General features: G+C 64.0%; 22 protein-coding genes. 16 read left to right on the top strand and 6 right to left on the bottom strand.

From position 1 onward, the window contains the following. Nucleotides 1-112 precede the first annotated feature (112 nt). The 3 genes from aroC to M4J40_RS13660 all read left to right on the top strand — a co-directional run bounded on the left by aroC (nt 113) and on the right by M4J40_RS13660 (nt 4301). On the top strand, nt 113-1231 hold the full coding sequence (gene aroC, locus M4J40_RS13670; protein ID WP_251754690.1) for a chorismate synthase: 1119 nt from the start codon (nt 113-115) through the stop codon (nt 1229-1231). Nucleotides 1232-1444: 213 nt separating this feature from the next. Further along, complete coding sequence (locus M4J40_RS13665; RefSeq protein WP_251754689.1) at nt 1445-1948, top strand: GNAT family N-acetyltransferase; 504 nt, start codon at nt 1445-1447, stop codon at nt 1946-1948. 223 nt (nt 1949-2171) lie between these two features. Further along, on the top strand, nt 2172-4301 hold the full coding sequence (locus M4J40_RS13660) for a methyl-accepting chemotaxis protein (RefSeq protein WP_251754688.1): 2130 nt from the start codon (nt 2172-2174) through the stop codon (nt 4299-4301). 94 nt (nt 4302-4395) lie between these two features. On the opposite strand, the gene M4J40_RS13655 is transcribed toward M4J40_RS13660, so the two are convergent. Beyond that, a complete protein-coding gene (locus M4J40_RS13655; RefSeq protein WP_251754687.1) occupies nt 4396-4854 on the bottom strand; it encodes an Lrp/AsnC family transcriptional regulator in 459 nt (152 codons plus the stop codon). 167 nt (nt 4855-5021) lie between these two features. On the opposite strand from M4J40_RS13655, the gene ald reads away from it, so the two are divergent. After that, complete coding sequence (ald, locus tag M4J40_RS13650) at nt 5022-6137, top strand: alanine dehydrogenase (RefSeq protein WP_251754686.1); 1116 nt, start codon at nt 5022-5024, stop codon at nt 6135-6137. Nucleotides 6138-6215: 78 nt separating this feature from the next. On the opposite strand, the gene M4J40_RS13645 is transcribed toward ald, so the two are convergent. The 3 genes from M4J40_RS13645 to M4J40_RS13635 all read right to left on the bottom strand — a co-directional run bounded on the left by M4J40_RS13645 (nt 6216) and on the right by M4J40_RS13635 (nt 9733). Next, a complete protein-coding gene (locus tag M4J40_RS13645; RefSeq protein ID WP_251754685.1) occupies nt 6216-7448 on the bottom strand; it encodes a class I SAM-dependent RNA methyltransferase in 1233 nt (410 codons plus the stop codon). Beyond that, a complete protein-coding gene (locus M4J40_RS13640) occupies nt 7441-8175 on the bottom strand; it encodes a TlyA family RNA methyltransferase (RefSeq protein WP_251754684.1) in 735 nt (244 codons plus the stop codon). The genes M4J40_RS13645 and M4J40_RS13640 overlap by 8 nt, the downstream gene beginning before the upstream one ends. 244 nt (nt 8176-8419) lie before the next feature. After that, the gene (locus M4J40_RS13635) at nt 8420-9733 is read right to left on the bottom strand and encodes an MFS transporter (protein ID WP_251754683.1); all 1314 of its coding nucleotides are present in this window, start codon (nt 9731-9733) and stop codon (nt 8420-8422) included. A 216-nt stretch (nt 9734-9949) separates the two neighbouring features. Here M4J40_RS13635 and M4J40_RS13630 point away from each other — a divergent pair, with 216 nt between their 5' ends. Together M4J40_RS13630 and M4J40_RS13625 are read left to right on the top strand one after the other, a co-directional pair. Next, complete coding sequence (locus M4J40_RS13630; RefSeq protein ID WP_251754682.1) at nt 9950-10369, top strand: hypothetical protein; 420 nt, start codon at nt 9950-9952, stop codon at nt 10367-10369. A gap of 109 nt (nt 10370-10478) precedes the next feature. Continuing rightward, complete coding sequence (locus M4J40_RS13625; RefSeq protein WP_251754681.1) at nt 10479-11318, top strand: MBL fold metallo-hydrolase; 840 nt, start codon at nt 10479-10481, stop codon at nt 11316-11318. Nucleotides 11319-11385: 67 nt separating this feature from the next. On the opposite strand, the gene M4J40_RS13620 is transcribed toward M4J40_RS13625, so the two are convergent. Further along, on the bottom strand, nt 11386-12168 hold the full coding sequence (locus tag M4J40_RS13620) for a DUF1499 domain-containing protein (protein WP_251754680.1): 783 nt from the start codon (nt 12166-12168) through the stop codon (nt 11386-11388). Beyond that, complete coding sequence (locus tag M4J40_RS13615; RefSeq protein ID WP_251754679.1) at nt 12165-13157, bottom strand: DnaJ C-terminal domain-containing protein; 993 nt, start codon at nt 13155-13157, stop codon at nt 12165-12167. Before M4J40_RS13615 ends, M4J40_RS13620 begins: the two co-directional genes overlap by 4 nt. Before the next feature lie 243 nt (nt 13158-13400). Here M4J40_RS13615 and pdxH point away from each other — a divergent pair, with 243 nt between their 5' ends. From pdxH to M4J40_RS13565, 10 genes are all read left to right on the top strand, one after another. Next, nucleotides 13401-14009, top strand: coding sequence for a pyridoxamine 5'-phosphate oxidase (gene pdxH / locus M4J40_RS13610; protein WP_251754678.1), 609 nt, complete (start codon nt 13401-13403; stop codon nt 14007-14009). Between the two features lie 20 nt (nt 14010-14029). Continuing rightward, nucleotides 14030-14275 (top strand): exodeoxyribonuclease VII small subunit, encoded by a 246-nt coding sequence (locus M4J40_RS13605; protein WP_134184991.1) that lies wholly within the window; start codon nt 14030-14032, stop codon nt 14273-14275. 1172 nt (nt 14276-15447) lie between these two features. Then, on the top strand, nt 15448-16368 hold the full coding sequence (locus M4J40_RS13600; RefSeq protein ID WP_251754677.1) for a carbohydrate ABC transporter permease: 921 nt from the start codon (nt 15448-15450) through the stop codon (nt 16366-16368). Further along, the gene (locus M4J40_RS13595) at nt 16365-17219 is read left to right on the top strand and encodes a carbohydrate ABC transporter permease (RefSeq protein WP_251754676.1); all 855 of its coding nucleotides are present in this window, start codon (nt 16365-16367) and stop codon (nt 17217-17219) included. The genes M4J40_RS13600 and M4J40_RS13595 overlap by 4 nt, the downstream gene beginning before the upstream one ends. A 65-nt stretch (nt 17220-17284) precedes the next feature. Next, entirely contained in the window at nt 17285-18565 is a 1281-nt protein-coding gene (locus M4J40_RS13590) for an extracellular solute-binding protein (RefSeq protein ID WP_251754675.1), read from the top strand. 61 nt (nt 18566-18626) lie between these two features. Further along, the gene (locus tag M4J40_RS13585) at nt 18627-21338 is read left to right on the top strand and encodes a sugar-binding domain-containing protein (protein WP_251754674.1); all 2712 of its coding nucleotides are present in this window, start codon (nt 18627-18629) and stop codon (nt 21336-21338) included. Continuing rightward, on the top strand, nt 21335-22402 hold the full coding sequence (locus M4J40_RS13580) for an ABC transporter ATP-binding protein (RefSeq protein ID WP_251754673.1): 1068 nt from the start codon (nt 21335-21337) through the stop codon (nt 22400-22402). The genes M4J40_RS13585 and M4J40_RS13580 overlap by 4 nt, the downstream gene beginning before the upstream one ends. 257 nt (nt 22403-22659) lie before the next feature. Continuing rightward, on the top strand, nt 22660-23118 hold the full coding sequence (locus tag M4J40_RS13575) for a GyrI-like domain-containing protein (protein ID WP_251754672.1): 459 nt from the start codon (nt 22660-22662) through the stop codon (nt 23116-23118). 121 nt (nt 23119-23239) lie between these two features. Continuing rightward, nucleotides 23240-25162 carry a 1-deoxy-D-xylulose-5-phosphate synthase gene (dxs, locus tag M4J40_RS13570; protein ID WP_251754671.1) on the top strand — a complete coding sequence of 641 codons (1923 nt, stop codon included), beginning with the start codon at nt 23240-23242 and terminating at the stop codon, nt 25160-25162. A gap of 129 nt (nt 25163-25291) precedes the next feature. Continuing rightward, nucleotides 25292-25990, top strand: a complete 699-nt coding sequence (locus M4J40_RS13565) for a GNAT family N-acetyltransferase (RefSeq protein WP_251754670.1) — start codon at nt 25292-25294, stop codon at nt 25988-25990. Nucleotides 25991-26025 lie beyond the last annotated feature (35 nt).

The following is a 26025-nucleotide window of genomic DNA, read 5'->3' as shown; positions in this document are numbered from 1 at the left end:
ATGATACGGCAGATTGGCGCCGCGGCCGCCATTTGACGTCGGCTTCCGCGCCCCATAAGAGAAATCCCAGACAACTGCGGCTACCGCCGCTCCTCAAGTTTCGGGCAAACCGATGTCGCACAACAGCTTCGGACATCTCTTCCGCATCACCACCTGGGGCGAGAGCCACGGCCCGGCACTGGGCGTCGTCGTCGATGGCTGCCCTCCTGGGCTCCCGCTGACGGCGGAGTTCATCCAGGCCTTTCTCGATCGGCGCAAGCCCGGCCAATCGCGCTTCGTGACGCAACGGCGGGAAGACGATCTCGTCGAGATTCTCTCGGGCGTGTTCGAGGACGACCGCACTGGCGGCCCGGTTACCACGGGGACGCCCATCTCGCTCCTCATCCGCAACACCGACCAGCGCTCCAAGGATTACGGCGACATTCGCGACAAGTACCGGCCGGGCCATGCCGACGTCGCCTATGACCTCAAATATGGCGTCCGCGATTATCGCGGCGGCGGTCGCTCTTCGGCTCGCGAGACGGCGGCGCGCGTCGCCGCAGGCGCCGTTGCCCGCAAGGTGATCGACGGCGTTACCATCCGTGGCGCGCTCGTTCAGATCGGCAAGGAGAAGATCGACCGCGCCAACTGGGACTGGAGTGCGGTCGACGACAACCCCTTCTTCTGCCCGGACCGCGAGGCCGTTCCACGTTTTGAGGCCTACCTCGACCGCGTGCGCAAGGCCGGGTCGTCGGTCGGCGCGGTGGTGGAACTGGTGGCCGAGGGTGTACCGGCTGGGTGGGGGGCGCCGATCTATGGCAAGCTCGACCAGGATCTCGCTTCCGCGCTGATGTCGATCAACGCGGTGAAGGGCGTCGAGATCGGCGAAGGATTCGCTGCCGCCGAACTCACCGGCGAAGAGAACGCCGACGAAATGCGCATGGGTAACGATGGCGCCATCCTGCATGCGGCGAACCACGCGGGCGGCGTCCTCGGCGGTATTTCCACCGGCCAGCCGGTGGTCGCGCGGTTTGCCGTAAAGCCAACTTCGTCGATCCTGACCGATCGCCGCTCGGTGTCGGCGGCCGGCGAGGACGTCGACGTGATGACCCGAGGACGGCACGATCCCTGCGTCGGCATTCGTGCGGTTCCCGTGGGAGAAGCGATGATGGCCCTGGTTCTGGCCGACCACAAGCTGCGCCACCGTGCCCAGACCGGTCGTGACGGGGCGGTCGTCTTCCCGTTGCGCTGATGCACGGTCATGGCTCTACCCTTGTAACTTAGCCCCACCACGATCTGGTATCATTCCGGTTGCGGTGGCGGACGGGAGACCGCCCCCCCTTAGGGACACCAAGCCCGTGATTGGCCAGAAAGCTCGTCACCATCCTCAACGCCCTCATCCGGGACAATCAACCATGGCACGAACTAAAAGCTTGACCGACAAGACAGTCGCTCAATCGGTCTTGTGGCACTCGACCCGTCCGGCGATCTCGATGCGGTGGAAGCCGTCTATCGCCACGCCATGGACTATCTCGCCCTTGAAACCGGCCTGACGCCAGAGGCGGCGGCGCGCGCCTTTTTCGAGGACCGACCGCCAACGGGCGACGAACCACCGCTGAAGTTCGGCGTGCGGGGAATGGGCGGTGAACTCGTAGCCATCGGCGATCTGGCATTCGGCTATCCTGAGCCGCGCGACGCCTACATCGGCTTGCTTCTTCTCGTGTCCGCTGCGCGCGGCGGTGGGCTGGGGCACGCGATTTTCGGCGAGGTCAAGAGGATCGCCGAGACCCGAGGCGCATCACGATTGCTGCTTGGTGTTCTCGACGTCAACGCGAGGGGGCGGGCCTTCTGGGAGCGTCAGGGTTTTCGTTTGACACAGACCACCGGTCCGCATGCCTTTGGTCATCGGCGGCACGTTGTCCACCGTTTTGAGTTGCCGCTCGCCGGGATATCCGGGGCGCTCGCGTAGGGCTCGCCGCAATCTTTAAGATATCGCGAATTCTTCATACTCGCTTTACGGCTTGTTTACGCGCGACCGCGCACAAACTCATACGAAAGTATCAGTTTCGGCGGGGACCCGGCATCGGTGGAAGTCGAGCCGGTCTGCCGTTTCCGGAAGAGCGTCGGCGTTCGCTTCCCGGTCTCGGTATTGCAAAAAAGGGCGGTCCCACGCCAACTTAGCGGGGACGGCCATGCTGAAATCGTTCACTGGGAGAATAGTTTTCGTCGTGCTGGCGTCCTCGCTGGCATTGGCCGCCGTCCTGACCTTTGCGACGCAACGGATGGCCGAGAAGACAGTCACCGAACTCTCCGGACAGGCCATCGTGACGGCGGCGGGCGCTCGCGCCGCGGCTCTCCAGTCATGGATCGACAGCCTGACGAGCCAGGCGGCGGCCGTTGCCTCCGCATCCGCCCTCCAGGCATCGGCGCGCGAGTTCAAGAGCGCCTGGAACCAACTCCTTGACGACGACCCGGGCGCACGCCTGCGCCAGGTGTTTGTCGACGGCAATACGAACCCAGAGCATCCCGAGCAGATGGCGGCCGTCGAGGATACGTCGGAGCGCTACTTCATCTACCATGCGGCCGGACAAAAGGCCGCTGAATCCGCCTTGAGCGACACCGGTTTCGACGACCTCGTCCTGTTCGACGAAGGCGGGCGAGCCTACTACTCCTATGCCAAGGACGAGCTGTTTGGCCGGCGCATCGTCGACGTCGCCGACAAGTCCGGGCTGGCCGACGTGGTCAGGGCGATGATTCCGGCGCCGGGCGCCAAGCCGGCAGAGCTCAAGCCCGCCTTCACCAGCTTCATTCCCGACCCCGCGACCACCGTCGGGTTCAGCGGCTATTTTGTCGTGCCGGTGAACATGGAAGGTCGCTTCGTCGCGATTGTGGCGTTGCGGGTCAACATGGCCCAGGCCGCGAAGATACTGACCGACAAGACCGGGCTCGGCGACACCGGCCGCTCCTTCCTGCTCTCGGTTGGCAGCGGAGCCGGCTTCGCCTTCGGGCAGACGGCAAATGGCGATACGGTGGTCGATCTGTCGGCCAATCCGCTGCGCAAAGAGCCGAAAGGAGTGGCATTTGATGCCGAGATCACCCCGGGCGTCGTGGAAATGGCGGCCCTGGCCCCGGTTCGTCCGGGGTGGCAGGTGTTGTCCCTGCATGACCGCAGTTCCGCTCTCGCGCCGGTGAAGCGGTTGACTTTGATCCTGGTCTCCGTGGCGGCGGCAGTGCTCCTGCTGGTCGGCGGCCTTGCCGTTCAGCTTACGCGCCGCCTGACCCGCCCTCTGGCGACGCTGGCGGCCGACGTCAGCCGTCTTGGGGCTGGAGAACTGGACGCCTCGCTATCGGGCCGTGAGCGCAAGGATGAGATCGGAGATCTCGCCCGCGCGGTCGACGTGTTCCGCGCCGCTGCCATCGAGCGGTTGCGCCTCGAGGAGCAGCAGATCGAAGAAGGGCGTCGGCGCGAGGTCAGGCAGCAGGAGATCGATCGCGTGGTTGCCGAGTTCCGGGCCGAGGTACACAACACCATCGAGGCCGTCACGCGCCGCATGGCCGACATGACGGCCACCGCCGCCGACCTGACGCAGGTCGCCGAGGAAACCACCATCCGTACCGGCGAGGCCACGCATGCCTCATCGACGGCCTCCGGCTCGGTTGGTTCGGTTGCCGCCGCCGCCGAGGAACTGGACGCCTCGATCCGCAATCTTGGCACCCAGGTGAACTCAGCCCGCGATGTGGTCGAGAGCGCCACCCAGGGCGCCAATGCCGCCAACGCCAAGGTTGGCGGCTTGCGCGTCGCCTCCGAGGAGATCGGCAAGATCGTCACGTTGATCCAGTCGATCGCCGGCCAGACCAATCTTCTGGCGCTGAACGCCACCATCGAGGCGGCGCGAGCCGGCGAGGCGGGCAAGGGGTTTGCCGTGGTTGCCTCCGAGGTGAAGAACCTTGCCGGCCAGACCGCCAAGGCAACCGAGGAAATCGCCCACCAGATCGCCGCGATCCAGACCTCCTCGGAAGAGGCGGCCGAAGCCATTCAGGCGATCACCGACACCATGGCGACCGTCAATCGCTATACCGTCGCCATGGCCGACGCCATGAGCCAGCAGAGCGAAGCCACCACCTCGATCAGCGGCAACGTTCATGCCGCCGCCGCTGCCACCGGTTCGGTGCTCGGCATCGTCGAACGCGTGGCCAGCGCCGCCGGCGCCACCACCCGCTCGGCGCAGTCGGTGAAGGACAGTGCCGCCGATGTCGAGCGCGAGACCAAGGCGCTGGAAGATCTGGTGGCTGGTTTCCTTGCGAAGGTCACGGCCGCGTAAGACGACCTCGCTCAACTTTATCAGGCCCGGAACAGCGTCGACCCGAACGGTCGGTGTTCTGCTCCGGGCCTTTCGTTTTTTGAAGCGGAGCGTTTCAGATCGGCAGCTTGGTGGAGCGCTTGACCGTCCGGAGCGTCAACTGCGACTGGACGCGTACGACGCCGGGCAACGGCGTCAGGATCTCGCTGTGGATGCGCTCGAGGTCGGCGGCGTCGCGATAGACGACGCGCAGGAGATAGTCGTGCTGGCCGGCCAGAAGGTAGCACTCGGTGATCTCGGGTATCACGCGCACGGCGGCCTCGAACTTGTCGAGCGATTGGCGCCCCTGGCTATCGAGCGTCACGGAAACGTAGGCGGTGCCGGGCACGCCGGCTATTCGGGGATCGAGAATGGCGACGAAGCGGGCGATCAGGCCGCTTTCCTCAAGGAGGCGCGTGCGCCTCAAACAGGCCGAGGCTGAGAGATGGACCCGATCCGCGAGCTCGGCGTTGGTCGGTCGGGCATTGTCTTGCAAGGCGGTCAGGATCGCACGATCCGTCACGTCGAGGCGCATGGGCTGAATATCCTGCGTTTCAAGGGGCGAATGTTAGAATTTTATGCCGATTTTCGACCATAGTCTGCTGAATCTGTGCAAGAAATTGCGCCAAGATTGGCCAAATATGCGTCATCTTGCCAAGCTGGGAGTAAACCCGGCGGCAGAACCAGCAGGGGACTATCGAAATGCTTGTCGGTACGCCGAAAGAAATCAAGGATCACGAGGACCGCGTTGGCCTCGTTCCCTCGTCGGTGCGTGAACTCGTCGCCGCCGGACACAAGGTCATCATCGAAAAGAATGCCGGTCTGGGGATCGGCATCAGCGACGCCGCCTATGTCAAGGCGGGAGCCTCCATGGTCGACGGCCCCGATGAAATCTTCGCCACGGCCGACATGATCGTCAAGGTAAAGGAGCCGCTGGCCGTCGAGCGCAAGAAGCTCCGCGAGGGACAGACACTTTTCACCTATCTCCATCTCGCGCCCGATCCGGAGCAGGCCGAGGATCTGATGAAGTCCGGCGCTACTTGCATCGCCTACGAAACGGTGACGGCGCCGAACGGCTCGCTGCCGCTGCTCGCTCCGATGTCGGAAGTGGCCGGTCGCATGGCGCCGCAGGTGGGCGCCGCAGCGCTTGAGAACGCAGCTGGCGGCATGGGCATCCTGCTCGGTGGCGTCGCCGGCGTGGCGCCGGCCAACGTGGTCATCCTTGGCGCTGGTGTTGCCGGGACCAATGCCACCCATGTCGCGCTTGGCATGGGCGCCGACGTGACGCTGGTCGACAACTCGATCGATGCGCTGCGCCGTGCCATCGCCACCTTCGGCGTCCGCATCAAGACGGCTCATTCCAACAAGGACACCGTGGCCGATCTCGTCACTGGCGCCGATCTGGTGATTTCCACCGTTCTGGTTCCCGGCGCCGGCACGCCCAAGCTGATCAGTCGCGAACTGATCGCCGCCATGAAGAAGGGTTCGGCCTTCGTCGACGTCGCCATCGATCAGGGTGGCGCGTCCGAAACGTCGCGCGCGACCACGCACTCCGACCCGACCTATATCGAGAGTGGTGTTGTTCATTACTGTGTCGCCAACATGCCCGGTGGCGTCGCCCGCACGTCGACCTTCGCCCTCAACAATGCGACGCTGCCTTTCGCGCTGGCGCTCGCCAACAAGGGCTGGAAAGAGGCCTGCAAGGCCGACATCCACCTCGCCCGTGGCCTCAACGTCCATGCCGGCAAGATCACCTACAAGGCGGTGAGCGACGCGCTCGGCTTCGCCTATCTTGATCCGGCGAAGGCGCTCGCCTGACGTCGTCCATTCCGGAACGAGACAAGGCCGGTGCGACTTGTGCGCGCCGGCCTTGTCGTATCTCGGGCAGACACGCGATCAGCGCTTCAGAACGGCGACCACCTCGACGTGGCTCGACCACAGGAACTGGTCGATCGGGGTCACGGTTTCGATGTTGTAGCCGCCGTCGACCAGCGTTCTGAGATCGCGGGCCAGCGTCGCCGGGTTGCAGGAGACCGCCACGACGGTCGGTACCTTCGAACGCGCTAGCCACTGGCTCTGCTCGGCTGCGCCGGCACGCGGCGGGTCGAAGACCACGGCGTCGATCTTCTCGAGTTCCTTTTCGACCAGCGGTCGGCGCGCCAGATCTCGCTTCTCCGCCGTGATGCGGTGGCGGCCGGTCATGCCGCGCGCCGCCCTGTCGAGCGCCATGACCGCGCCGGCCTCGCCCTCGAGCGCCAGCACCTCGGCCAGTCGGGCAAGGCGTAGCGAGAAGGTGCCGACGCCGGAGAAGAGGTCGGCAACCCGTTTGGCCTTCGCCGGGATGGCGGCCGTCACGAGGTCGCCCATGATCGCCTCTGCTTCCTGGGAAGCCTGAAGAAACCCACCCGGCGGCAGCGTGACCATAACGCCGTCGATCTCGATCGTCGCCGCCCGACGCCCGACGATCGCCTCGCCACCGGCCGAAAGACGAGCGAGGTCGAAGCGCGCGGCCAGCTCGATGAGCGGCAGACGCAGCCGATCGATGTCGCGCGCCGCGATGCCGGCGACGGACACGTCAAGGCCGCCCGCCGTCAACGTCACCGTGAGATCGAGCCCGCCCTTGCGAGGGGTGACAAGGCCGGTGAGCGCCGTCAGTGCCGGCAATGCGGCGAGGAGCTGGGGCTTGATCACCGGACACTCGTCCAGGCTGACAAGGCGGTGGCTGGTCCGCTCGTTGAAGCCGACAAGCGGGTGGCGGCCGGCCATGATGCCAGAGAAGGTGGCGCGGCGACGCGATCCTGGCGGCACCAGGCGGGGTTCGCCGACCTCGGCCGTCAGGCCGCGATCGCCCAGTGCATCGACCACAAGCCGCCGTTTGAAGTCGGCGTAGGGCGCAGGCGCGAGATGCTGAAGCAGGCACCCGCCGCAAACGCCATAGTGCCGGCAGGTCGGCTCGATGCGATCGGGCGAGGGCGAGACGATGCGGTTGAGACGCGCCGCTCCCCCCTGGACGTCGATGTCCACGGTCTCTCCCGGCAGGGTATAGGGCACGAACAGCGGCTTGCCGTCCGCTTGTGGGGCGATGCCATCGCCCCGGTGACCAAGGCGGTCGATCACGAGTTCAGTCAAGGCTCGCTCCGAGTAGGTATTCATGGTTGCCGTCTCCGCCGAGGATCGGCGATGGGACGAGATCGTGGGTTCGCCAGCCGTCGCGACCGTCGAGCCAGACACGCACGCGCTCTGCGGCAACGCGTCCGGTGGCCTCGTCGACGAGGCCGCCCTTGCCGATCGCCTGCCGGCCCGCCTCGAACTGCGGCTTGACGAGGAAGACGCCGACGGCAGGGCGACGGGCCAACGTCAGTGCTGGCGGTAGCGCCAGGGTCAGCGAAATGAAGGAAACGTCGGAGACGATTACCTCGGGTCGGCAGGGCAGGTCGCCGGCCTCGAGGTCGCGGGCGTTCAGACCCTCGATATTGTCGACGCGCGGATCGGCGGCGATGCGCGGATGCAACTGGCCGTGGCCGACATCGAGCGCCACGACGCGGGATGCGCCTCGCTGAAGCAGCACTTCCGTGAAACCGCCAGTAGAGGCACCGATATCGAGACAATCGCGACCGACGACATCGAAGCCGAAATGGTCGAGGCCGGCGACGAGCTTGAGGGCCGCGCGAGATACGTAAGCGGCGGCAGGATCGGTGATCGACAGCTCGACCGCTTCGTCGACGGACAGGCCGGGCTTGTCGGCCACCCGCCCCGCAACGGTCACGTGGCCACGCAGAATGGCATCGCGAGCACGAGCGCGACTGTCCGCGAGACCGCGGGCGACGATGAGCTGATCGAGACGGATCCTTGCCATGGGCATGCTTTGGGGCAGGCGCCGGCCTTTGGCAAGGCCCGACAAGCATCGGATCGAAAAGTCGAGCACGGCTTTCGGGAGATCCGATGCAACGACCAAAGGTCGGGTCGCGCTCTCAGCGCTGGTGGCAGCGTATGGTGATCTAGAGCGGTTCCAGCAAAAGTGGGTACCGGTTTTGCGTCCGGAACTGCGCCTTAACAAGGAGATAGAGTTCTCCGGCGAACTCGAGTTCACCGGAGAAACTCTATGGGGACTCGGCCTCCTCGTGCTCCTGCGGCTCCGGTTCCGGTTCCGGTTCTGGTGCCGGTACGACGGGTGTCTGGAGTATGGGATCGTCGGGCGCGGGCGCTTCGGGTGGAATGGCGCCGCCAACAGGTGCGGTGGAGAAGAGCTCGTAGGTATCCTTCGGATCGTCCGGCTGCGTGGGACGGATACGCGAGCGCAAGGCGATGAAGGCGGCAAGCAGCATTTCGATCAGCGCCATGAACACGAACAGCGATCCGTTCCCCCAGCTCTCCATGGCAAAGGAAGCGATCAGCGGACCGAACACGGCGCCGACGCCGTTGGCGAGCAGGACGCCGGTCGCCATCTCGACATAGGCGGACTTGTCCGCTCGGTCGTAGGCATGGGCCGACGCAACCGAATAGCTTGTCAGCACGACGGTGCCGAGCAGGAACGCCATGATGAACAGGCCGGTGCCGCCCAGCGGCAGAAGAAACGTCAGCAGGCTGGCGATGGCTGAGAGCACCATCACGACGGCCAGCACCAGCCGTCGGTCATGGGCATCGGACAGACGGCCTACGGGCCACTGCATCAAGGCGCCACCGATCACGGCAAGCGACAAAAAGATGGCCGCTTCGTTCGCCGACAGACCACGCCCGATGGCGAAGACGGTGACGAGCGACCAGAAGGCGCCATTGGCGACGCCGATCATGAAGGTGCCGGCGAGGCCGACGGGCGCTATCTTCAGAAGTTCGAGCGGTCGGAATTGGACGATGGCGATCGGCGCCGGTTGCGCCGACGTGGTCAGCGCCACAGGGACGACGGCCAGCGACACCAGAAGCGAAGCGGCCGCGAACAGCTCGAAATGCTGAATGGGCGCCAGCAGGATCATCAGCTGGCCGGCGGTTGTCGTGAGGTAGTTGACGACGATGTAGACGCTCATGATGAGGCCGCGATTGTCGTTGGTGGCGCGGTCGTTGAGCCAGCTTTCGATAATGAGGTAGAGGCCGGCGAGGCAGAAACCGGTGATGGAGCGTGCGCCGATCCAGACAACGGGATCGACGACCATCGGATGAACCAGCGTCGTGGCGGCGGCAAGTGCGACCAGCGTCGAGTAGGCGCGGATGTGTCCCGCCCTGAGGATGAGATAGGGACAGGCGAGGCAGCCCACGACGAAGCCGAGATTGTAGGACGACCCCATGAGGCCGATAATGACCGGCGTGAAGTGCTCGTGAAGCCCGCGAAGCGGGATCATCGTCCCCAACAACGCGTTTCCGCATAGCAGGAAAGCGACACCGGTCAGAAGCGAGACGAGTGGGGCAAAGGTCTTGGACAAGGACGAACTCGTGTGCAGGCGGATGGACGGTGACTGCCGGCCGAGACCGACCGCGATAGCTGCGCCGAAATCGGTACGCCCGATGTCTGAACGCACAAGGTCACGAACCTCTACGGCTTTTCCATGAACTTTGTATCTTGAATCGGTTTGGGGCAGTTCGTCTGGAAATGCAAGCGCGGCTCCGTCATATTCGGGCACTCGCGGGGGGGCTGTGACATGACGACGACGGCTTGGGCGGCGGTCGAGGGATTGTACCTGGAGGGCGACGGCCGCCATCGGCCGGCGAAGGCGGAGCTGTCCCGGAAAGGGCTAGCCATCGTCGGTTCGGATGGGGAGACGGTGGCGTTATGGCGATCGGTGGACCTCGTCCGAACCATGGGACCGGACGGTTTCAGGATCGGCGCCCGGAGGCAAACCGGCATGTTTGTCTTCGATCCCGACACCGGCTCGGATCTGATCCGTGCGCTGGCCTCCATCCCCGACGTCGACGCGCCGATGATGCCCCGCGCCTTGGCATCGACGATGGTGGTGATCGTTGCCCTGGCGCTCTCTGCGTTGTTTGTTCTTGGCTGGGGCTTTTTCTGGGTGGTCGAGTGGCTCACGTCACCCGGTGGCGGCACGGGAACACCGGGATGAGGGAGTCCATGTGGGTTCATCGCGAGTCAGGGCGATTCATGCAAACCCTAGGGGATTCATCTGCTCCCATGAACGCACATGGTGGACCTCTGCGTCCGGGGAGGGCGGTGTGAGCGTCGCTTCCGGTCTCGATTTCAGTCCGGCATACGGCGTTGCCGAGCCGATAGCCTCCGGCGTTCGTCGCCTAACGGCCCGCAACGGTGGACCGCTGACCTTCCGTGGCACCAACTGTTATCTGCTCGGCGATCGGGAGATCACCGTCATCGATCCCGGTCCCGACGACGACGCCCATGTCGAGGATCTGTTGCAGGTCGCGGGCGCTCCGATCCGGCGGATCGTCTTGTCCCACGATCACGCCGATCATGCCGGCGCAGTGCGCCGACTGTCTCAGTTGACCGGCGCCGAGGTGATCGGTGCAGCGCCCGACGCGACGCGCCCGCTCTATCGGCCTGACAGGGTGCTCTCCCATGGCGACAGGGTGGAGACGGAGGCGGGCCTTCTTGGCGCCATTGCCACCCCCGGCCACACGGCCGGGCATCTTTGCTATGATCTCGCCGAGCGGGAGCTGCTGTTTTCCGGCGATCATGTCATGGCCTGGTCGACCAGCGTCGTGGTGCCGCCGGACGGGAGCATGGCCGACTACATGGCCTCCCTCGATCGCATTGCCACCGTTGGTCCCCGCACCTACCTGCCTGGGCACGGCGGTCCGGTGATCGACGGTCCGGCTCGCGTGTCGGAGCTGAAGCGCCATCGGCAAGCACGCGAAGCGGCAATCCTGCGGGCGCTCGATAGCAAGGGTCGCACCGTTGGTGAGATCGTTGCCGCCGTCTACATCGGTCTCGATCCGGCGTTGGCCGGGGCGGCGGCGCTCTCTGTTAAGGCCCATATCGACTGGCTGGAGGAACGCGGTCTCGTGGGGAGAGACGAGGATCGGCTCAGCCGGAGATGAGCTATACCGCTTCCGTCAGGTCGGAACCCGCTCGAGCTGGATCAGGCCGGATCAAGCGGAACGGATATCAGTTGGCCGCTTGTCGCCGTGAGACTTCGCCGAAGCGGGCAATGAAATCGCCGACATGCCGGGCGTTTTCGCCAAGATCGGGCATGGCCACCCGGCTCATGGAACGAATGTCGATGCGGCTGCCGCTGTCGCCGGGACGAATGCGGACGACGACGTCTTCCTGGGTGCCGAGCACCAGCGATCGCGCCTCCGCCTCGATGCGGCCACTGGCAGCCTCGGTGTCGGGCTCTTCGGCCAGCCGGATATCCCAGCCAAGGTCGTCTATGGTCTGGCGGGCCAGCGCATAGGCCTCGACGGTGGAAAGGTCCGTGGCCTGCGTCGTCAGGTCCGGATAGGCATCTTCCTGCAAGGCCGCCGCTTCGTTGGGAGCGGCACGCAGGTCGACCGGCAGCACCACCTGCGAGAAGTCTGCCGGTGCTGCGGGCGGATCGTCCGTATCGGTCGAAACGCTGTCTATGGCCGGGTAGGCCACATAGGCCACGGCCGCGCCGATCAGCGGCGAGAAGGCAGCGACGATCAGCAGCAGGGTGCCGAACGCGCTGTCGGCGCCCCCTCGTCCTTCCTGCCATACGTCGCGTATGGTCATTGCCAGTACGCCGAGCGCTACGAGACCGAGCAACAGGCCGGTCCCGACGGCCGTATACATGGTGCCGCTCGATATCAGATCGAGATGACGGGAGACGATCCCCACCACCATCACCATGAAGGCGAGGCTGGCGACAAAACGCGCGGTGCGGGCTCCGCGCGCCGGTGGCAGTGGCAGTGGGGGCAGGCGGCTCATGAGGAGAATTCCGGCCCGCGTACGTCGTAGGGGCGAACCTCGCGCCAACGCTCCATCAGCTTTTCGAGGCCGGCGTCGGCGCCATCCGGCAACACGATGCGCGGGGTGACGAAGATATCGCCCCGGACGCCCTTCTTGTCGGGTAGGCCCTTGCCGCGAAGGCGGAAAGCCTTCGAGCCGGTGACGCCGGCTGGAATGGTCATGTCGACGGCGCCTTCCAGCGTCGGAACGCGCACCTTGCCGCCCAGCACCGCCTCATCGAGGGTGACCGGCAAGTCGAGGCGCAGGTTGTAGCCATCGGGCCGGAACAGGGCGTGCGTTTCGTAGACGAGAATGGCGATGGCATCGCCCGGCGGTGTGCCTTCACCGCCCTGGCCCTTGAGGCGCAGCTGCTGGCCGGGCTCGAAGCCGGCTGGAATCTTGGCGTCAAGCGATTTGCCGTTCGGCAAGGTGACGCGCACCTTGCCCGAGCCGACGATATCTTCCAGGCGGACACGGGCCGTTACCATGACGTCGGCCCCCTTGGTCGATCCCGAGGCGCCTGCGCCCGGACCGGCCGCGCCTGCGCCCGAGAATCCTTCGAATCCCGAGAATCCGCCGCCACGCCGGCCACCGCGCGCCCCACGAGCGCCGCCGCTGGCAAAGCTGTTGAAGGCATCGCCGAAGATGTCATGCAGGATGTCGTCGGTTGCCCGTCCGCCGGCATGGCGGAACCCGCCGCCAGCGCCGCTGGCCCCGCCGAAGCCTTCGAAGCCGGTGAAACGCGGTTTGCCGTCGGCATCGATCTCGCCGGCGTCGAACTGGCGTCGCTTGTCCTTGTCGCCCACGATCTCGTAGGCCGAGTTCAGTTCGGCGAAACGCTCCTTGGAGCGTGGGTCATTCTTGTTGGCGTCCGGGTGATGCTGCTTGGCGAGCTTGCGGTAAGCCTTCTTGATAGTGTTTTCGTCCGCGCTCCTGGGCACGCCCAGGACCTCATACGGATCACGCATGCTGGTTGGCCCTCTTCAAATGGATGATGGCGCCGAATGGCGCCAAGGTTCTGCCAAACATGTAATGCCCGATCACGTTCCGTTCCAGAGTGTGCCATTATACGGGTCGCACGGCTTTGACAAAATCTTTTCGGGGGGCAGGCGTCCAAGAGGTTGTCGCCGGCCGGGATGTGGCTATATGCCGGTCGAACGCTTGCCCGAATCTGGCCGCGGCCAGCCAGCACGACGAGGCGTCGACGAGATATGTCAAGTTCAGAGCCCGATTTCACGGAAGCCTCGGAGCCATACCAGCTGTTCGTCAGCTGGATGAAGGAAGCCGAGAAAAGCGAGCCGAACGATCCCAACGCGATGGCGCTCGCCACCGTCGATGAAGACGGCATGCCCGACGCTCGCATGGTGCTGCTGAAAGGCTTCGATGAACGAGGTTTCGTGTTCTACACAAACTTCGGTTCCGCCAAGGGCGAACAGATTTTGGCGAGCCGCAAGGCGGCGCTGCTGTTTCACTGGAAGAGCCTCAAGCGGCAGATTCGCATACGCGGCAATGTCTCGGAGGTGTCGAAGGACGAGGCGGACGCCTACTTCCAGAGTCGCGATCGCGGCAGCCGCATCGGCGCCTGGGCTTCCAGGCAGTCGCGCCCGCTCGAAAGCCGCTTCGCGCTTGAGAAGGCGGTGGCCGAATGGGGATTGAAGTTCGGCGTCGGCTCTGTGCCGCGGCCCGAGTACTGGTCGGGGCTGCGCGTCGCGCCGACGGCCGTCGAGTTCTGGCGTGACGGGATGTTCCGCCTGCATGATCGCGTCCGCTTCCTGCCAGACGGTAACGGCGGCTGGACGCGCACCCGCCTCTATCCCTGATCGACGAAAGGCTGCCGAGAATGACCAACGCCACAGACGTCAGCGCCCTTAGCTTCGAGCAGGCCCTGAAGGAGCTCGAAGGCATCGTCGCCCGACTAGAGCAGGGGTCGGTGCCACTTGAGGAGAGCATATCCATCTACGAACGCGGAGATGCGCTTCGCAAGCATTGCGACGGCCTGCTCAAGGCCGCAGAGGCCAAGGTGGAGAAGATCAGAATCGCCGGTGACGGATCGGCGGCGGGCGTCGAACCGCTCGACAGGGAGTAAAACGGGCAAGGGGCCGTTTTTCCAGTCGCCCCTCGCTTTGTCTTCCGCATTCGGAAGAAAAGTCTCCGGAACGGCGTCGATATTGGGTCCCGAGCTTCCTCCGACTTGGCGGGGGAGGCGTCGTGGGTCGCATTGGGCGCGCGCAAGCAAGCGGCACCACACTTGGCATGACCCGAGCAAGGGTTCATCGTTCAATCAGCCAGAAACCGCCGTGCGGAGTGCGGGCCAGACCTCGCCGATGATAAGCTCTGGGTGGATGTCTTCTATTCGCTTGGGTGATGTGCTGCTGTCAGAGGATACTCCATGCAGCCCACAGCGTCGCGAGTCCTGCCAAAAGGGGGTAACCCGGCGCCCACTGCGGACACATCTCGGACGACGGCAAGAAAAACTGTCACGGGACGAGCAAGTCTCTTCGCGACCTCCGAAATGCCTCCCGGCCCGACCGGGAGCGTTTGACGCGAGCGGTGGCCTCGCTTGCGCGCCGATTGCTACTGTCACAGTAGCCTGAGCGCTCCTCCATGTTCCAGATCAATCCAGAAGAGACCATCGCGACAATTCCAGCAAGGCCGACCATTTTTCAAATGCGCTGCCTTGTAATTCAAGCGCTGTCGGTTTGGCGCGGCTAGGTGGATTCAGCTCGCCGGACCGGAGACGGCAAGGGCGATGTTTGGAAAGCGGCCTGTGTTCCCTGCAGGCGCCCACGCGATGGGCGGAGAACGTCAGCTGCCGTATCGCATGCTTTACATAGGCATTCATGGCATGCCGAGCCTTGTCGTTACACCCGTACCGGAGGAGATCTGATCCGGAAAGTGGTTGCGGAAGGGGCTGTGAACCCTATCGTTACCGCCAGCGCCCCGTGGGTCTTTGTCGGCCGGAGCAGCAAGCGAAGTCGCGCTGCCCATAGAATCATCCATGCCGCTCAGTGTTTACGTCATTCCAGCTGCCCGGGGATTCGCTTAAAGAAGAACGTCAACACTTCGATCAAGCGCTCTCACTGGGGCGCAAGCTTCGGTGAGCCATTCCTGCGGATCAGTTTTGCGGGCTGGAGGGTTTGAAGCGGCGAGGCTTGGCCTATCGCGGCGGTGACTGACGGCTGGGAGAAGGCCGTGAGAACGTGGCGCGTCGTCGCATCGCTGTGTCTATGAGGTCTGAGGTCTCGGGAGGGGCGCCATATGGTCGAAACGGTAAGCCGAACACCAGCTTCCCAGTGGCGGCGCAACAGCGCCTTCTATATCTCGGTGCTGCCGTTCTTCACCATTTTCCTGGCCTTCTCCGTCTTTCCGGTGGTGTTCTCGTTCTACCTCGGGTTTTCACGTTGGGATGGCTTCGGTTCCCCGGTCTTTATCGGCTTTCAAAACTATGTCCGGGCACTCCACGATCCGGTGTTCCAGAAGGCGGTAGCCAACACCATTTATCTGTGGTTTTGGTCGACCCTCCTGACCATCTCTCTCGCCCTGGTTCTCTCTGTCGCCATCAACGAGTATGTCGCTGCCGGCAAAACCTATTTCCGTATGGTGTTTCTGGTGCCGCTCCTGGTGGCGCCGGCCATCGCGGCGGTGGTGCTGCGCCTGTTCTTCTCGGCCAACGGCGGGCTGGTGAATCTCTTGACGGGGGCCATGACCGGCACACCGAGCTATTTCGACTGGCTCGGGTCGGAGGTCTGGATCAAGCCACTGGTCGTCCTGCTGGTCATTTGGCGCTGGACGGGTTGGTACATCATCATTTTCCTCGCCGGCCTGCAGTCGATCTCGCGCGATATCTATGAGGCGGCGCGCATGGATGGTGTCGGTCGCTGGGCAATCCTGTCCCGGATCACGTTGCCGCTGCTGATGCCATCCATCGCCTTCGCGGTCATTACCGCGACGCTCGGCGGGCTGCAGATGTTCGACGAGCCTTTTGTGCTGACGCAAGGCCTCGGCGGCACGAACAACAGTGCAACCACGGTCGGCATGTATCTTTATGCCACCGCCTTCACGCAGCTCAACTTCGGTCTCGGCTCCGCCGTGTCCTGGTACATCTTCGCGGCAGTCGTCGTCCTAACGCTGGTCTACAGGAGCCTCATGCGCCGCACCAAAGCGGGAGAGGGAGCATGAGCAAGGGCATTCTTGGGCGCATGTCCAATCGCGAGAAGCGCTTCAACATCGGCGTGACGGTGGCGCTGGGACTGTTGTCGCTGTTCTTCCTGCTGCCGATCTATCTGACGGCGGTCTTTGCGACCAGGACGCTGAACGAGGTCTTCCAGTTTCCACCGCCCCTTTGGTTCGGCGACAACATCGTGCAGAACTATGCCAACATCGCCAACGTCTTCCCGCCCTTCCGGCCGATCCTCAACAGCCTCGCCGTGGCCCTGCCGAAGACGGTGGGGTTGGTACTGGTAAGCTCGCTCGCCGGCTACGGGCTGTCGCGCTACACGCGCGCGCCGGGTCACAAGACGTTGCTGGTGGTGACGTTCGCCACCTTGTTCTTCCCGCCGTCGCTGGCCCTTATCCCCTTCTTCTTGCAAATGAATGCCATCGGCTGGCTCAACACCTTCTGGCCGCTGATCGTGCCTGCCGTGGCGTCGGGATTCGGCGTCGTCTGGATGTACACCTACGTCGGTTCGACCGTGCCGCGCGAACTCTACGAAGCGGCCGAGATGGACGGTGCCGGTGGCATAGCTGCGTTCTTTTTCGTCGTCGTGCCGATCATCCGACCGGGGTTGGCCGCGTTGGCGGTCTGGACGCTGATTAGCACGTGGAACGACTTCCAACTGCCTCTGGTGGTCCTCGGCGACGGAACAAAGTTCACCGTGCCGCTGGCGCTTACGACGCTGTCGACCACGCATTACTCGGACATGCCGGCGGTCATGCTGGCAACGCTGATGGGGCTCGTCCCCGTGTTCGTGCTGTTTGCGCTGTTGAGCAGGCAGTTCATCGCCGGCCTGACATCGGGCTCGGTGAAATAAGGCGGAGGCGTCGCGGACGGCAAGGAGAAACGCCCCGGCAGCCGATTCAAGTGGAGGAGAGAGCAATGGCAAAGGGACTGAGAATACTCGCCGCGGCGGCGCTGGCCGTGACGGCTTCGACGTCGGCGTATGCCCAGGAGGCGCCTGACAGGAACATCTCGGGTTCCATCAGCGTGCTGACCTGGCCCAACAACGATCGAACGTTCCAGGCTCTGCTGCCGGCCTTCAATGCCGCCTATCCCAACATCAAGGTCAACGTTCAGGGCATCCCGCAGACCAACAACGCCTATCTCAACGCCGTGCAGCGCGCGCTTCTGAGCGGAAACGGCGCCGATGTCGCCTGCGTGGAGATCGGCATGATGGCGCTTCTCAGGGACAAGGACCAGTGGGTCGATCTCGCCGAGGCCCCTTACGGCGCCAAGGAGTTGATGGCCAACTTCGCTCCGTTCACCGCCGCCAACTCGACGCTGCCTGACGGCCGCATCACCACGCTGCCCAAGCACACCGGCCCGGGCGGCATGTTCTACCGGCAGGACATCTTCGCCGAAGTCGGCCTGCCGTCCGACCCCAAGGCGGTGGCTGAACTCTTCAGTGATTGGGATGCTTTCATCCGGGAAGGCAAGAAGCTGGTCGTGCCGAACCAGCGCTGGGTCATCGGCAATGGTGAGGAAATCGTCCGCGCCATGATGGCCCAGGCCGGCGTCAGCTATTTCAGCGCCGACGGCAAGCTGCAGCTCGATGATCCGGTTTTCAAGGCGGCGCTCGAAAAGGTGAAGGAAGCCTCCGAGGCAGGGCTGATTTCGCCCTTCTCGGCCTGGAGCCCGGAATGGCAGGGCGCCTTCCAGCGCGGCCAGCTTGCGACCGCGCTTTACGGCAACTGGTTCGGCGGTTTGCTCAAGCGCGCCTATGCCACCGACCAGGCGGGCAAGTGGTCCGTGACCTCGGCGCCCGCCTTCGAGGGCAAGCGCGCCTTCAACAGCGGCGGCGACTATCTCGGCGTCCTCAAGAGCTCGCAGAACAAGGAAGCGGCATGGGCCTTCGTCCGCTGGCTGGTTACCGATAACGAGAGCCTGAAGCAGCAGTTTTCGGGCGATGACCTCTATCCGGCCTGGACGCCGGCCAGCAAGGCCGACTGGCTGAACGCGCCCGACGCCTATTACGGCGGCGAAAACGTCAATGCGGTGTTTGCTCCCGTACAGGCGGAGATGACGCCCTTCACGCTTAACCCGCTCGACAGCGTCGCCTATACCGCCATGGGAACGGCGATCAACAACGTCGCGCGCAGCGTCATGAGCGTTGATGAGGCCCTCGCAGGGGCAAAGGCCGAGATCGAAGCCCGGATGTAAGCGACCGGACAGGAACTCTCTCCGCGGGCACCGCTGGTGCCCGCCTTTTCCAGAGGCCGACATGCTGTTTTCGATTCCTCTTGAGGGACAATGGTCCTTTGCGCTCGACCCGACTGGCAGAGGCGAGGCGGAGGCCTGGCATGTCTCCGGGCTCAATGACACGATCGACCTTCCAGGGAGCGTCGATGAAGCTGCCAAGACGCCGCTGACGACGACGCGGACGATGGCCCATCTCAGCCGCCGTCATCCCTATGTGGGCAAGGCCTGGTACGGGCGCAGCTTTAGCGTTCCAGAGGGGGGGGAGGACCACTTCTTCACCATCGCACTGGAGCGGCCGCACGGCGAGGTCAACATCTGGCTCGACGGCTACAAGCTCGGACGGGACGAGAGCCTGTCCACGGCAGTGCGGATGATGGCCGGTCCGCTGAGCGCCGGCGAACACCGGATCGTCATGATGATCGACAACGGTCGTTTCGAGGCCGTTGGCGACGCCATCGTTCGCGACAGCGCCATGATGAAGGCCGTCGCTCACTCGAACACCGATCACACGCAGACCAACTGGAACGGCGTCGTCGGCTATTTGCGCGTCGAGGCCGCCAGGGCATCGATCGCCCGGCTGGACGTGCGCGCGCCCGACCGCCATGTGACGGTCAGGGTCGAACTCGATGCTTTCGACGCCGACAACCGCTTCCCGTCTTTCTGGAGCGACCCGCACGACGATCAGCTCGTTCTCGAGTTCGCCTTGGATGGCGTTGCCGAGCCGGTCGTCATCCGGAAACCGATCACGGTCTCAAGCGGTTTTACGCCGGTTATCATCGACGCGGACCTACCGGCCGAGGCCGACATCTGGGACGAGTTCTCGCCCGTCGTCCATCGTCTCACGGTTCGCTGGATGCGCGATGGCGCTGAACTCGACGAGCGCGTGACCAGCTTCGGCATTCGGAGCTTCGCGCGGGATGGTCGCCGCCTGAAGCTCAACGGCCGCCCAGTCTTTCTGCGTGGCACGCTCGATTGCTGCATCTTCCCGCAGACCGGCTATCCGCCGACCGATCCGGAGGGCTGGGAGAAGGTATTCCGCACGGCCAAGGCCTACGGTCTCAATCACATCCGCTATCACTCCTATTGCCCGCCGGAAGCCGCCTTCGAGGTCGCCGACCGTCTCGGCATGCTGCTGCATGTCGAGACGCCCGTCTGGCCGATGCTTGGCGCCGATCCGGCCCTTGATCGCTATATCCACGTTGAGGCGGAGCGCATCGTCGCCAGCTACGGAAATCATCCGAGTTTCGTCATGCTCTGCGTTGGCAACGAGGTGAACGGAGCGGGCGTCCACGCCTTCCTCGAACGCTTCATTGACGAATGGCATGCCCGCGATGACCGCCGCGTCTACACCGGCGGGTCCGGCTGGCCGACCATCCAGCGGGCCGACTACATCTCGAAGCCCGAACCGCGCAACCAGCGCTGGGGCGAGGGCCTTGACGGTCGTCTTAATGCTCGCTCTCTTGAGACCCGCACCGACTGGAGCGACTGGGTCGATGCGCTTCCGATGGCGCTGGTGAGCCACGAGACCGGCCAGTGGTGCGTCTATCCCGACCTTGCCGAGATCGGCAAGTACGGCGGCGTTCTGGAGGCTCGCAACCTGATGATGGTGCGCGACGATCTCGCCGCCAAAGGGCGTGGCGCGCTCGCCCGACGGATGATGCTGGCCAGCGGCGCGCTGCAGACCCAGCTTTACAAGGAAGAGCTCGAGGCGGCGCTGCGTACGCCGGATATGGCCGGAACCCAACTCCTTGGGTTGCAGGATTTCTCCGGCCAGGGTACGGCGCTCGTTGGTGTCGTCGATGCCTTCTGGGATCCCAAGCCCTATGTCGACGCGGCTGAGTTTCGCGAGTTTTGCGCTCCGATCGTGCCGCTTCTTCGGGCCGATGGTTTCGTGAAGATCACAGGCGAACGGTTTGTCGCGACCGTGCAGCTGGCACAGTTCGGTCCGACTGCTCTCGTGAACCCGACGGTCGTCTGGCAGTTGCGCAACGATCGCGGAACCGTGTTGGATGAGGGGCAGGTCAACGGCCTTCGGCTCGAAAGCGGATACCTGCATACGCTTGGTGACATCGAGATCGATCTCTCCGGCCTTTCCGCGCCGGCTCGCTATGATGTTGTGCTGACACTCAAGGGGGCCAACTATCGCAATCGCTGGGGGTTGTGGGTGATGAGTGCAGCCGCCGGCGCGGACCCAGTCCTGCCACTTGTCGAGACGCTCGACGAGGCCACGTTGGCGCGCGTTGCCGGTGGTGAGACGCTTGTGCTGTCGCCTCCACCGGAGGCCATGAAGCCCAACGCCGTCCTCGGCCACACCGCCGCCTTCTGGAACACGCTCTGGACCAGTGGGCAGGCGCCTCATACGCTGGGATTGCTGATCGAAGCCGACAATCGGCTTTTCGAGCATTTCCCGACTGCGAGCCATTCCGACTGGCATTGGTGGGAACTGACCCACCGCCGCCGGGCTTTCGACACGGCGGATATCGGTTTTGCACCCATCGTGCGCGTTATCGACGACTGGAACGCCAATCGCGATCTGATGCTGGTCGCGGAAGCCAGGATCGGACGGGGACGTCTCATCCTTTGCGCTGCTGACGTTGCGACCGATCTGGACGCCCGGCCGGTTGCGCGCACTTTCCGCAAGGCGCTCGCCGAATATCTGGCAGCCCCGTCCGGCCCGGTGCCGACGTTGGATCAGACGACAGTTCTAGGATGGTGGAAGGCGGTGTCCGTATGAGCGCGATCGAGTTGCGGCATATCACCAAGGCTTTCGGAGCGGCGAAAGTCATTCACGGCGTGGATCTGGCGATCGAATCGGGGGAATTCTGCGTCTTCGTGGGTCCTTCCGGATGTGGAAAGTCGACTCTGCTGCGGATGGTCGCCGGCCTTGAGGATGTGACGAGCGGCGACCTGCTGATCAACGATCGCATCGTCAACAATGTCGCGCCCTCCGAGCGTGGCCTCGCCATGGTGTTTCAGTCCTACGCGCTCTATCCGCATATGACAGTCGCCGGGAACATGAGCTTCGGCTTACGCATGACCGGGATGTCGAAGGCCGAGACGGAGCGGCGCGTGCGGGAAGCGGCTGCCATCCTTCAGTTGGAGCCGTTGTTGGGGCGCAAGCCGTCGCAGCTCTCGGGCGGCCAGCGGCAGCGGGTTGCCATAGGCCGGGCGATCGTCCGGCAGCCCACCGCGTTCCTGTTCGACGAGCCGCTCAGCAACCTTGATGCCGAGCTGCGCGTCCAGATGCGCATCGAGATTGCCAAACTGCATCAGCAACTCGGCTCGACGATGGTCTATGTGACCCACGATCAGGTCGAGGCCATGACGCTCGCCGACAAGATCGTCGTGCTGCGCGCCGGCGCGGTCGAGCAGATCGGTCGCCCCGTCGATCTCTATCGAGATCCGGACAATCTGTTCGTCGCCGGCTTCATCGGCTCACCAAAGATGAACATGCTGCCCGCCACGGTCCAGGCGAACAATAGCGCAGCAGTTGGCTCCACGGTCGCGCGCCTAAAGCTCGTGTCGGCGCTGACGCCTGGCGCCAATGTGACGCTGGGTATCCGACCGGAGAGCTTGGGTATCGGCGACGACGCTGGCGATGTTGTCTTTCAGTTTGATGTGAGTGTCGTCGAGAACTTGGGTGGCGAGTCCATTGTCCATGGTCGCTTGGCTGATGGAACCGTTGTTCGGTTCGCACAGCGGGGCGATCAAAGGTCCAGGGTCGGCGAAGTCTTGTCCTTGCGCTGCCGGGCAGATGACATACTCGCTTTTGACTCCGACGGTCGCCGGCTACGCTGACCCCGGCCGGTGCCCAGACGCCGTGTTTCGTCCTGGTTGTTTGGCGTCGATCGCCAACCGTGATGATCGCGGTGGAAAAGAGACGAGTCGACGATCGACCGCCGGCGTTGAGCCGTTTGACTGGGAATGGAAACGAAAGAGGTAAGATTTTCCAATCCGCTCTTGTTTTGCCATTTGGGTTGGAAAGGAAATCTCATCCTGCCTCTTGGTGCCGACAGATTCCCCGGTAGCTTGCCGACACGAGCAAGGGGAGCCGGATGAACATCGTCGAAACGCAGGACATGTGGGTGCTGAGTGCGGCTCGGAGGATTCGAATCCGGGACGTGGCGTCGGTCTCGGCCGAACTTTATCCTGGCATGATGACCGAAGTGGAGGATCTGCGGCTGACCGTCGCAGGTCCGTGGACCTTCATCTCCAATGACCTTCCGCGTGATGGCAAGACTCTGTTCGACTGGCGGATCTGCCTTCCGATCGAGCGACCGTTGGCCTACTCGGGAGGGTTCGAACTGATGCACCTCGAACCTATAATCGCCGCTTCGGCGTTGCACCGAGGTTCCTTGCGAACGCTGTTTTCAAAGGGTTATGGCCCGCTGGTGTCGGAGATCGAGCGATCGCGACACGTCTTCTCCGGCGAGAGTCGGGAAATTTATCATGATTGGCGGGGACCTGGCTCGTCCTACCATCTCATCGAGATTCAATTCGGTCTCGCTCGATGAGCGTCCCTGCATCCGCCGTAATTTAGCTTGATAAACTCAGCGCTTGAGAATTGAAGAGACTGTGATTGACTGGTATCTGAGAGTGAGGGGTTTGCCCTCGTAGTTTCACGGATTTTTTGGATTGTCGCGTCCCGCCACCCCGCTCCTCGACAAGGTGTCGTCACCAGACGACCTCAAGATGCTGTCGATTGCCGAGCTTGAGCAACTCGCCACCGAGGTGCGCGCCGAGATGATCGACGCGGTGTCTGCGACGGGCGGCCACCTTGGTGCGGGGTTGGGCGTTGTCGAGTTGACCGTTGCCTTGCACGCCGTGTTCGATACGCCGCGCGACCGGCTGATCTGGGACGTTGGGCATCAGGCCTATCCTCACAAGATTCTCACGGGGCGGCGCAGCGATTTCCGTACCCTGCGTCAGGGCGGCGGTCTGTCCGGCTTCACCAGGCGGGCCGAGAGCGTCTACGACCCGTTTGGGGCCGGTCATTCCTCCACCTCGATTTCGGCTGGCCTCGGCATGGCCGTAGCGCGCGACCTCAAGGGCGACGACAACCAGGTGATCGCCGTTATTGGCGATGGCGCCATGTCGGCCGGCATGGCCTACGAGGCGATGAACAACGCAGGCGCCATGGATAGCCGGCTCGTCGTCATCCTCAATGACAACGACATGTCGATCGCTCCGCCGACCGGCGCCATGAGCGCCTATCTGGCGCGTCTCGTTTCCGGCCCGACCTATCTGACGCTGCGCGAGGCGATGAAGCAGCTTGCCTTCAACCTGCCGAAAGGCCTCCGGCAGAAGGCGCAGCGGGCCGAGGAATATGCGCGCGGCTTCCTGACCGGCGGTACGCTGTTCGAGGAGCTCGGCTTCTACTATGTCGGCCCTATCGACGGGCACAACCTTTCCCACCTGCTGCCGGTGCTGCGCAACGTGCGCAACGCCAAGGATGGGCCGGTGCTGCTGCACGTCGTCACCAAGAAGGGCAAGGGGTATCCGCCCGCCGAGGCCGCTGCCGACAAGTACCACGGCGTCGGTCGGTTCGACGTGGTGACCGGCGCCCAGGTCAAGCCCAAGGCCAATGCGCCGAGCTATACGCAGGTGTTCGGCGAAACGCTGGTCGACGAGGGACGGCGCGACGAACGCATCGTCGGTATCACCGCCGCCATGCCGGCCGGCACCGGCCTGGATCTCTTCGCCAAGGCCTTCCCCGACCGTGTGTTCGACGTCGGCATTGCCGAGCAACATGCCGTTACCTTCGCGGCTGGCATGGCGACCGAGGGTTTGAAGCCCTTTTGCGCCATCTATTCCACCTTCCTGCAGCGTGCCTACGACCAGGTCGTGCACGACGTCGCCTTGCAGAACCTGCCCGTTCGCCTGCCGATCGATCGCGCCGGTTTCGTCGGCGCCGACGGCGCTACGCATGCCGGAGCCTTCGACACTGCTTTTCTCACCTGCCTGCCCAACATGGTGGTGATGGCCCCGGGTGATGAGGCGGAACTCAGGCATATGGTGGCGACGGCGGTTGCCTATGACGACGGTCCCATCGCCTTCCGTTATCCGCGTGGCGAAGGCGTTGGCATTGAGCTGCCGGAACAGGGACAGCCCATTGAGATCGGTCGCGGCCGCATTGTTTCAAGTGGGGGCAAGGTGGCAATCCTCTCCTTCGGCACCCGGCTTGGCGAGGCGCTGAAGGCGGCGGAGGAACTGGCGACGTTCGGGCTTCCGGCCACTGTGGCCGATGCGCGCTTCGCCAAGCCGCTTGATCGCGAGCTGATCCGGCAGCTTGCCGCCCACCACGAACTCCTGATCACCGTGGAGGAGGGCTCCACCGGTGGCTTCGGTAGCCACGTTGCGCAGGCGCTTATTGAAGAAGGGCGCTTCGATCGAGGCTTCCGGTTCCGTGCGCTGACATTGCCCGATACCTTCGTCGATCACGACAGGCCGGAGCGCATGTATGCCGAAGCGGGCCTCGACGCACAGGGCATTGTTCAGGCGGTGCTGACCGCGCTCGGGCAGAATCGCGTCAAACTCGCCGGTGTGATCGGCAAATAAGGTCCACTCGAATGGGGAGAGCGTCTCGCAAAAGCGGGGCAGGGCTTCCGCCGGGTGATGCTACAACATAGAATTGAAACGGCGCCCAGTGTTCGTCGGATTGCGCGTTGTTCGGGGGGAGACATGGTCTTGCAGGAGTTGGACGACCACGGCGATCCCATTGGACCGGTGGTGGCGGGCTGGGAGCCGCGTCGGCGTCCGTCGCATACGGTGCTCGACGGTCGAGTGGTTCGGCTTGAGCCACTGTCCGTCGCTCATGCGCCGGATCTGTTCGCCGCCTATTCCGCAGACCGCGCCGGCCGGATGTGGACCTATCTGGCGGTCGGACCTTTCGCGAACGAAGCGGAGTTCGGCGCCTGGGTCGGTCCTCTTGTTTCCTCGGAAGATCCGTTGTTCTTCGCGGTGGTGGACAAGGCGAACGGCAAGCCGGTGGGCATCGTCTCCTATCTCCGCATCGATCCTGTCAACGGTTCGATCGAGGTTGGCTGGGTGACGTGGTCTCCGCTGATGCAGCGGTCGGCCCTCTCCACCGAAGCGCATTATCTGCTTATGAAGCACGCTTTCGAGGGGCTGGGTTACCGCCGCTACGAATGGAAGTGCAACGCACTCAACATGCCGTCGATGAAGGCCGCCGAGCGGTTGGGCTTCACCTACGAGGGCACTTTTCGCCAAGCCGTCATAGTCAAGGGACGTAACCGTGATACCGCGTGGTTCTCCGTGATCGACAAGGAGTGGCCGACGCTGAGGGATGCCTTCGATGCCTGGCTGAAGCCGGACAATTTCGATGCCGAGGGGCGGCAGAGAAGGCGCCTGGAAGACTTCAGATAGCGTGAAAATACACCGTTGCCGACACGTTTGGCCCC

The organism is Pleomorphomonas sp. JP5 (assembly GCF_023721815.1).
Classification (GTDB): domain Bacteria; phylum Pseudomonadota; class Alphaproteobacteria; order Rhizobiales; family Pleomorphomonadaceae; genus Pleomorphomonas.
Note: the sequence above shows the minus strand (reverse complement) of the source record. Positions and strands in the feature narration are given on the sequence as shown.

Coding starts and splice junctions, on each gene's coding strand:
- M4J40_RS13655 (WP_251754687.1), bottom strand. CDS start 4,854: ATGCGCCTCGACGTGACGGATCGTGCGATCCTGACCGCCTTGCAAGAC.
- M4J40_RS13575 (WP_251754672.1), top strand. CDS start 22,660: ATGAACATCGTCGAAACGCAGGACATGTGGGTGCTGAGTGCGGCTCGG.
- M4J40_RS13660 (WP_251754688.1), top strand. CDS start 2,172: ATGCTGAAATCGTTCACTGGGAGAATAGTTTTCGTCGTGCTGGCGTCC.
- M4J40_RS13615 (WP_251754679.1), bottom strand. CDS start 13,157: ATGCGTGATCCGTATGAGGTCCTGGGCGTGCCCAGGAGCGCGGACGAA.
- aroC (WP_251754690.1), top strand. CDS start 113: ATGTCGCACAACAGCTTCGGACATCTCTTCCGCATCACCACCTGGGGC.
- M4J40_RS13605 (WP_134184991.1), top strand. CDS start 14,030: ATGACCAACGCCACAGACGTCAGCGCCCTTAGCTTCGAGCAGGCCCTG.
- pdxH (WP_251754678.1), top strand. CDS start 13,401: ATGTCAAGTTCAGAGCCCGATTTCACGGAAGCCTCGGAGCCATACCAG.
- M4J40_RS13630 (WP_251754682.1), top strand. CDS start 9,950: ATGACGACGACGGCTTGGGCGGCGGTCGAGGGATTGTACCTGGAGGGC.
- M4J40_RS13600 (WP_251754677.1), top strand. CDS start 15,448: ATGGTCGAAACGGTAAGCCGAACACCAGCTTCCCAGTGGCGGCGCAAC.
- M4J40_RS13595 (WP_251754676.1), top strand. CDS start 16,365: ATGAGCAAGGGCATTCTTGGGCGCATGTCCAATCGCGAGAAGCGCTTC.
- M4J40_RS13580 (WP_251754673.1), top strand. CDS start 21,335: ATGAGCGCGATCGAGTTGCGGCATATCACCAAGGCTTTCGGAGCGGCG.
- M4J40_RS13640 (WP_251754684.1), bottom strand. CDS start 8,175: ATGGCAAGGATCCGTCTCGATCAGCTCATCGTCGCCCGCGGTCTCGCG.
- M4J40_RS13620 (WP_251754680.1), bottom strand. CDS start 12,168: ATGAGCCGCCTGCCCCCACTGCCACTGCCACCGGCGCGCGGAGCCCGC.
- ald (WP_251754686.1), top strand. CDS start 5,022: ATGCTTGTCGGTACGCCGAAAGAAATCAAGGATCACGAGGACCGCGTT.
- M4J40_RS13585 (WP_251754674.1), top strand. CDS start 18,627: ATGCTGTTTTCGATTCCTCTTGAGGGACAATGGTCCTTTGCGCTCGAC.
- M4J40_RS13590 (WP_251754675.1), top strand. CDS start 17,285: ATGGCAAAGGGACTGAGAATACTCGCCGCGGCGGCGCTGGCCGTGACG.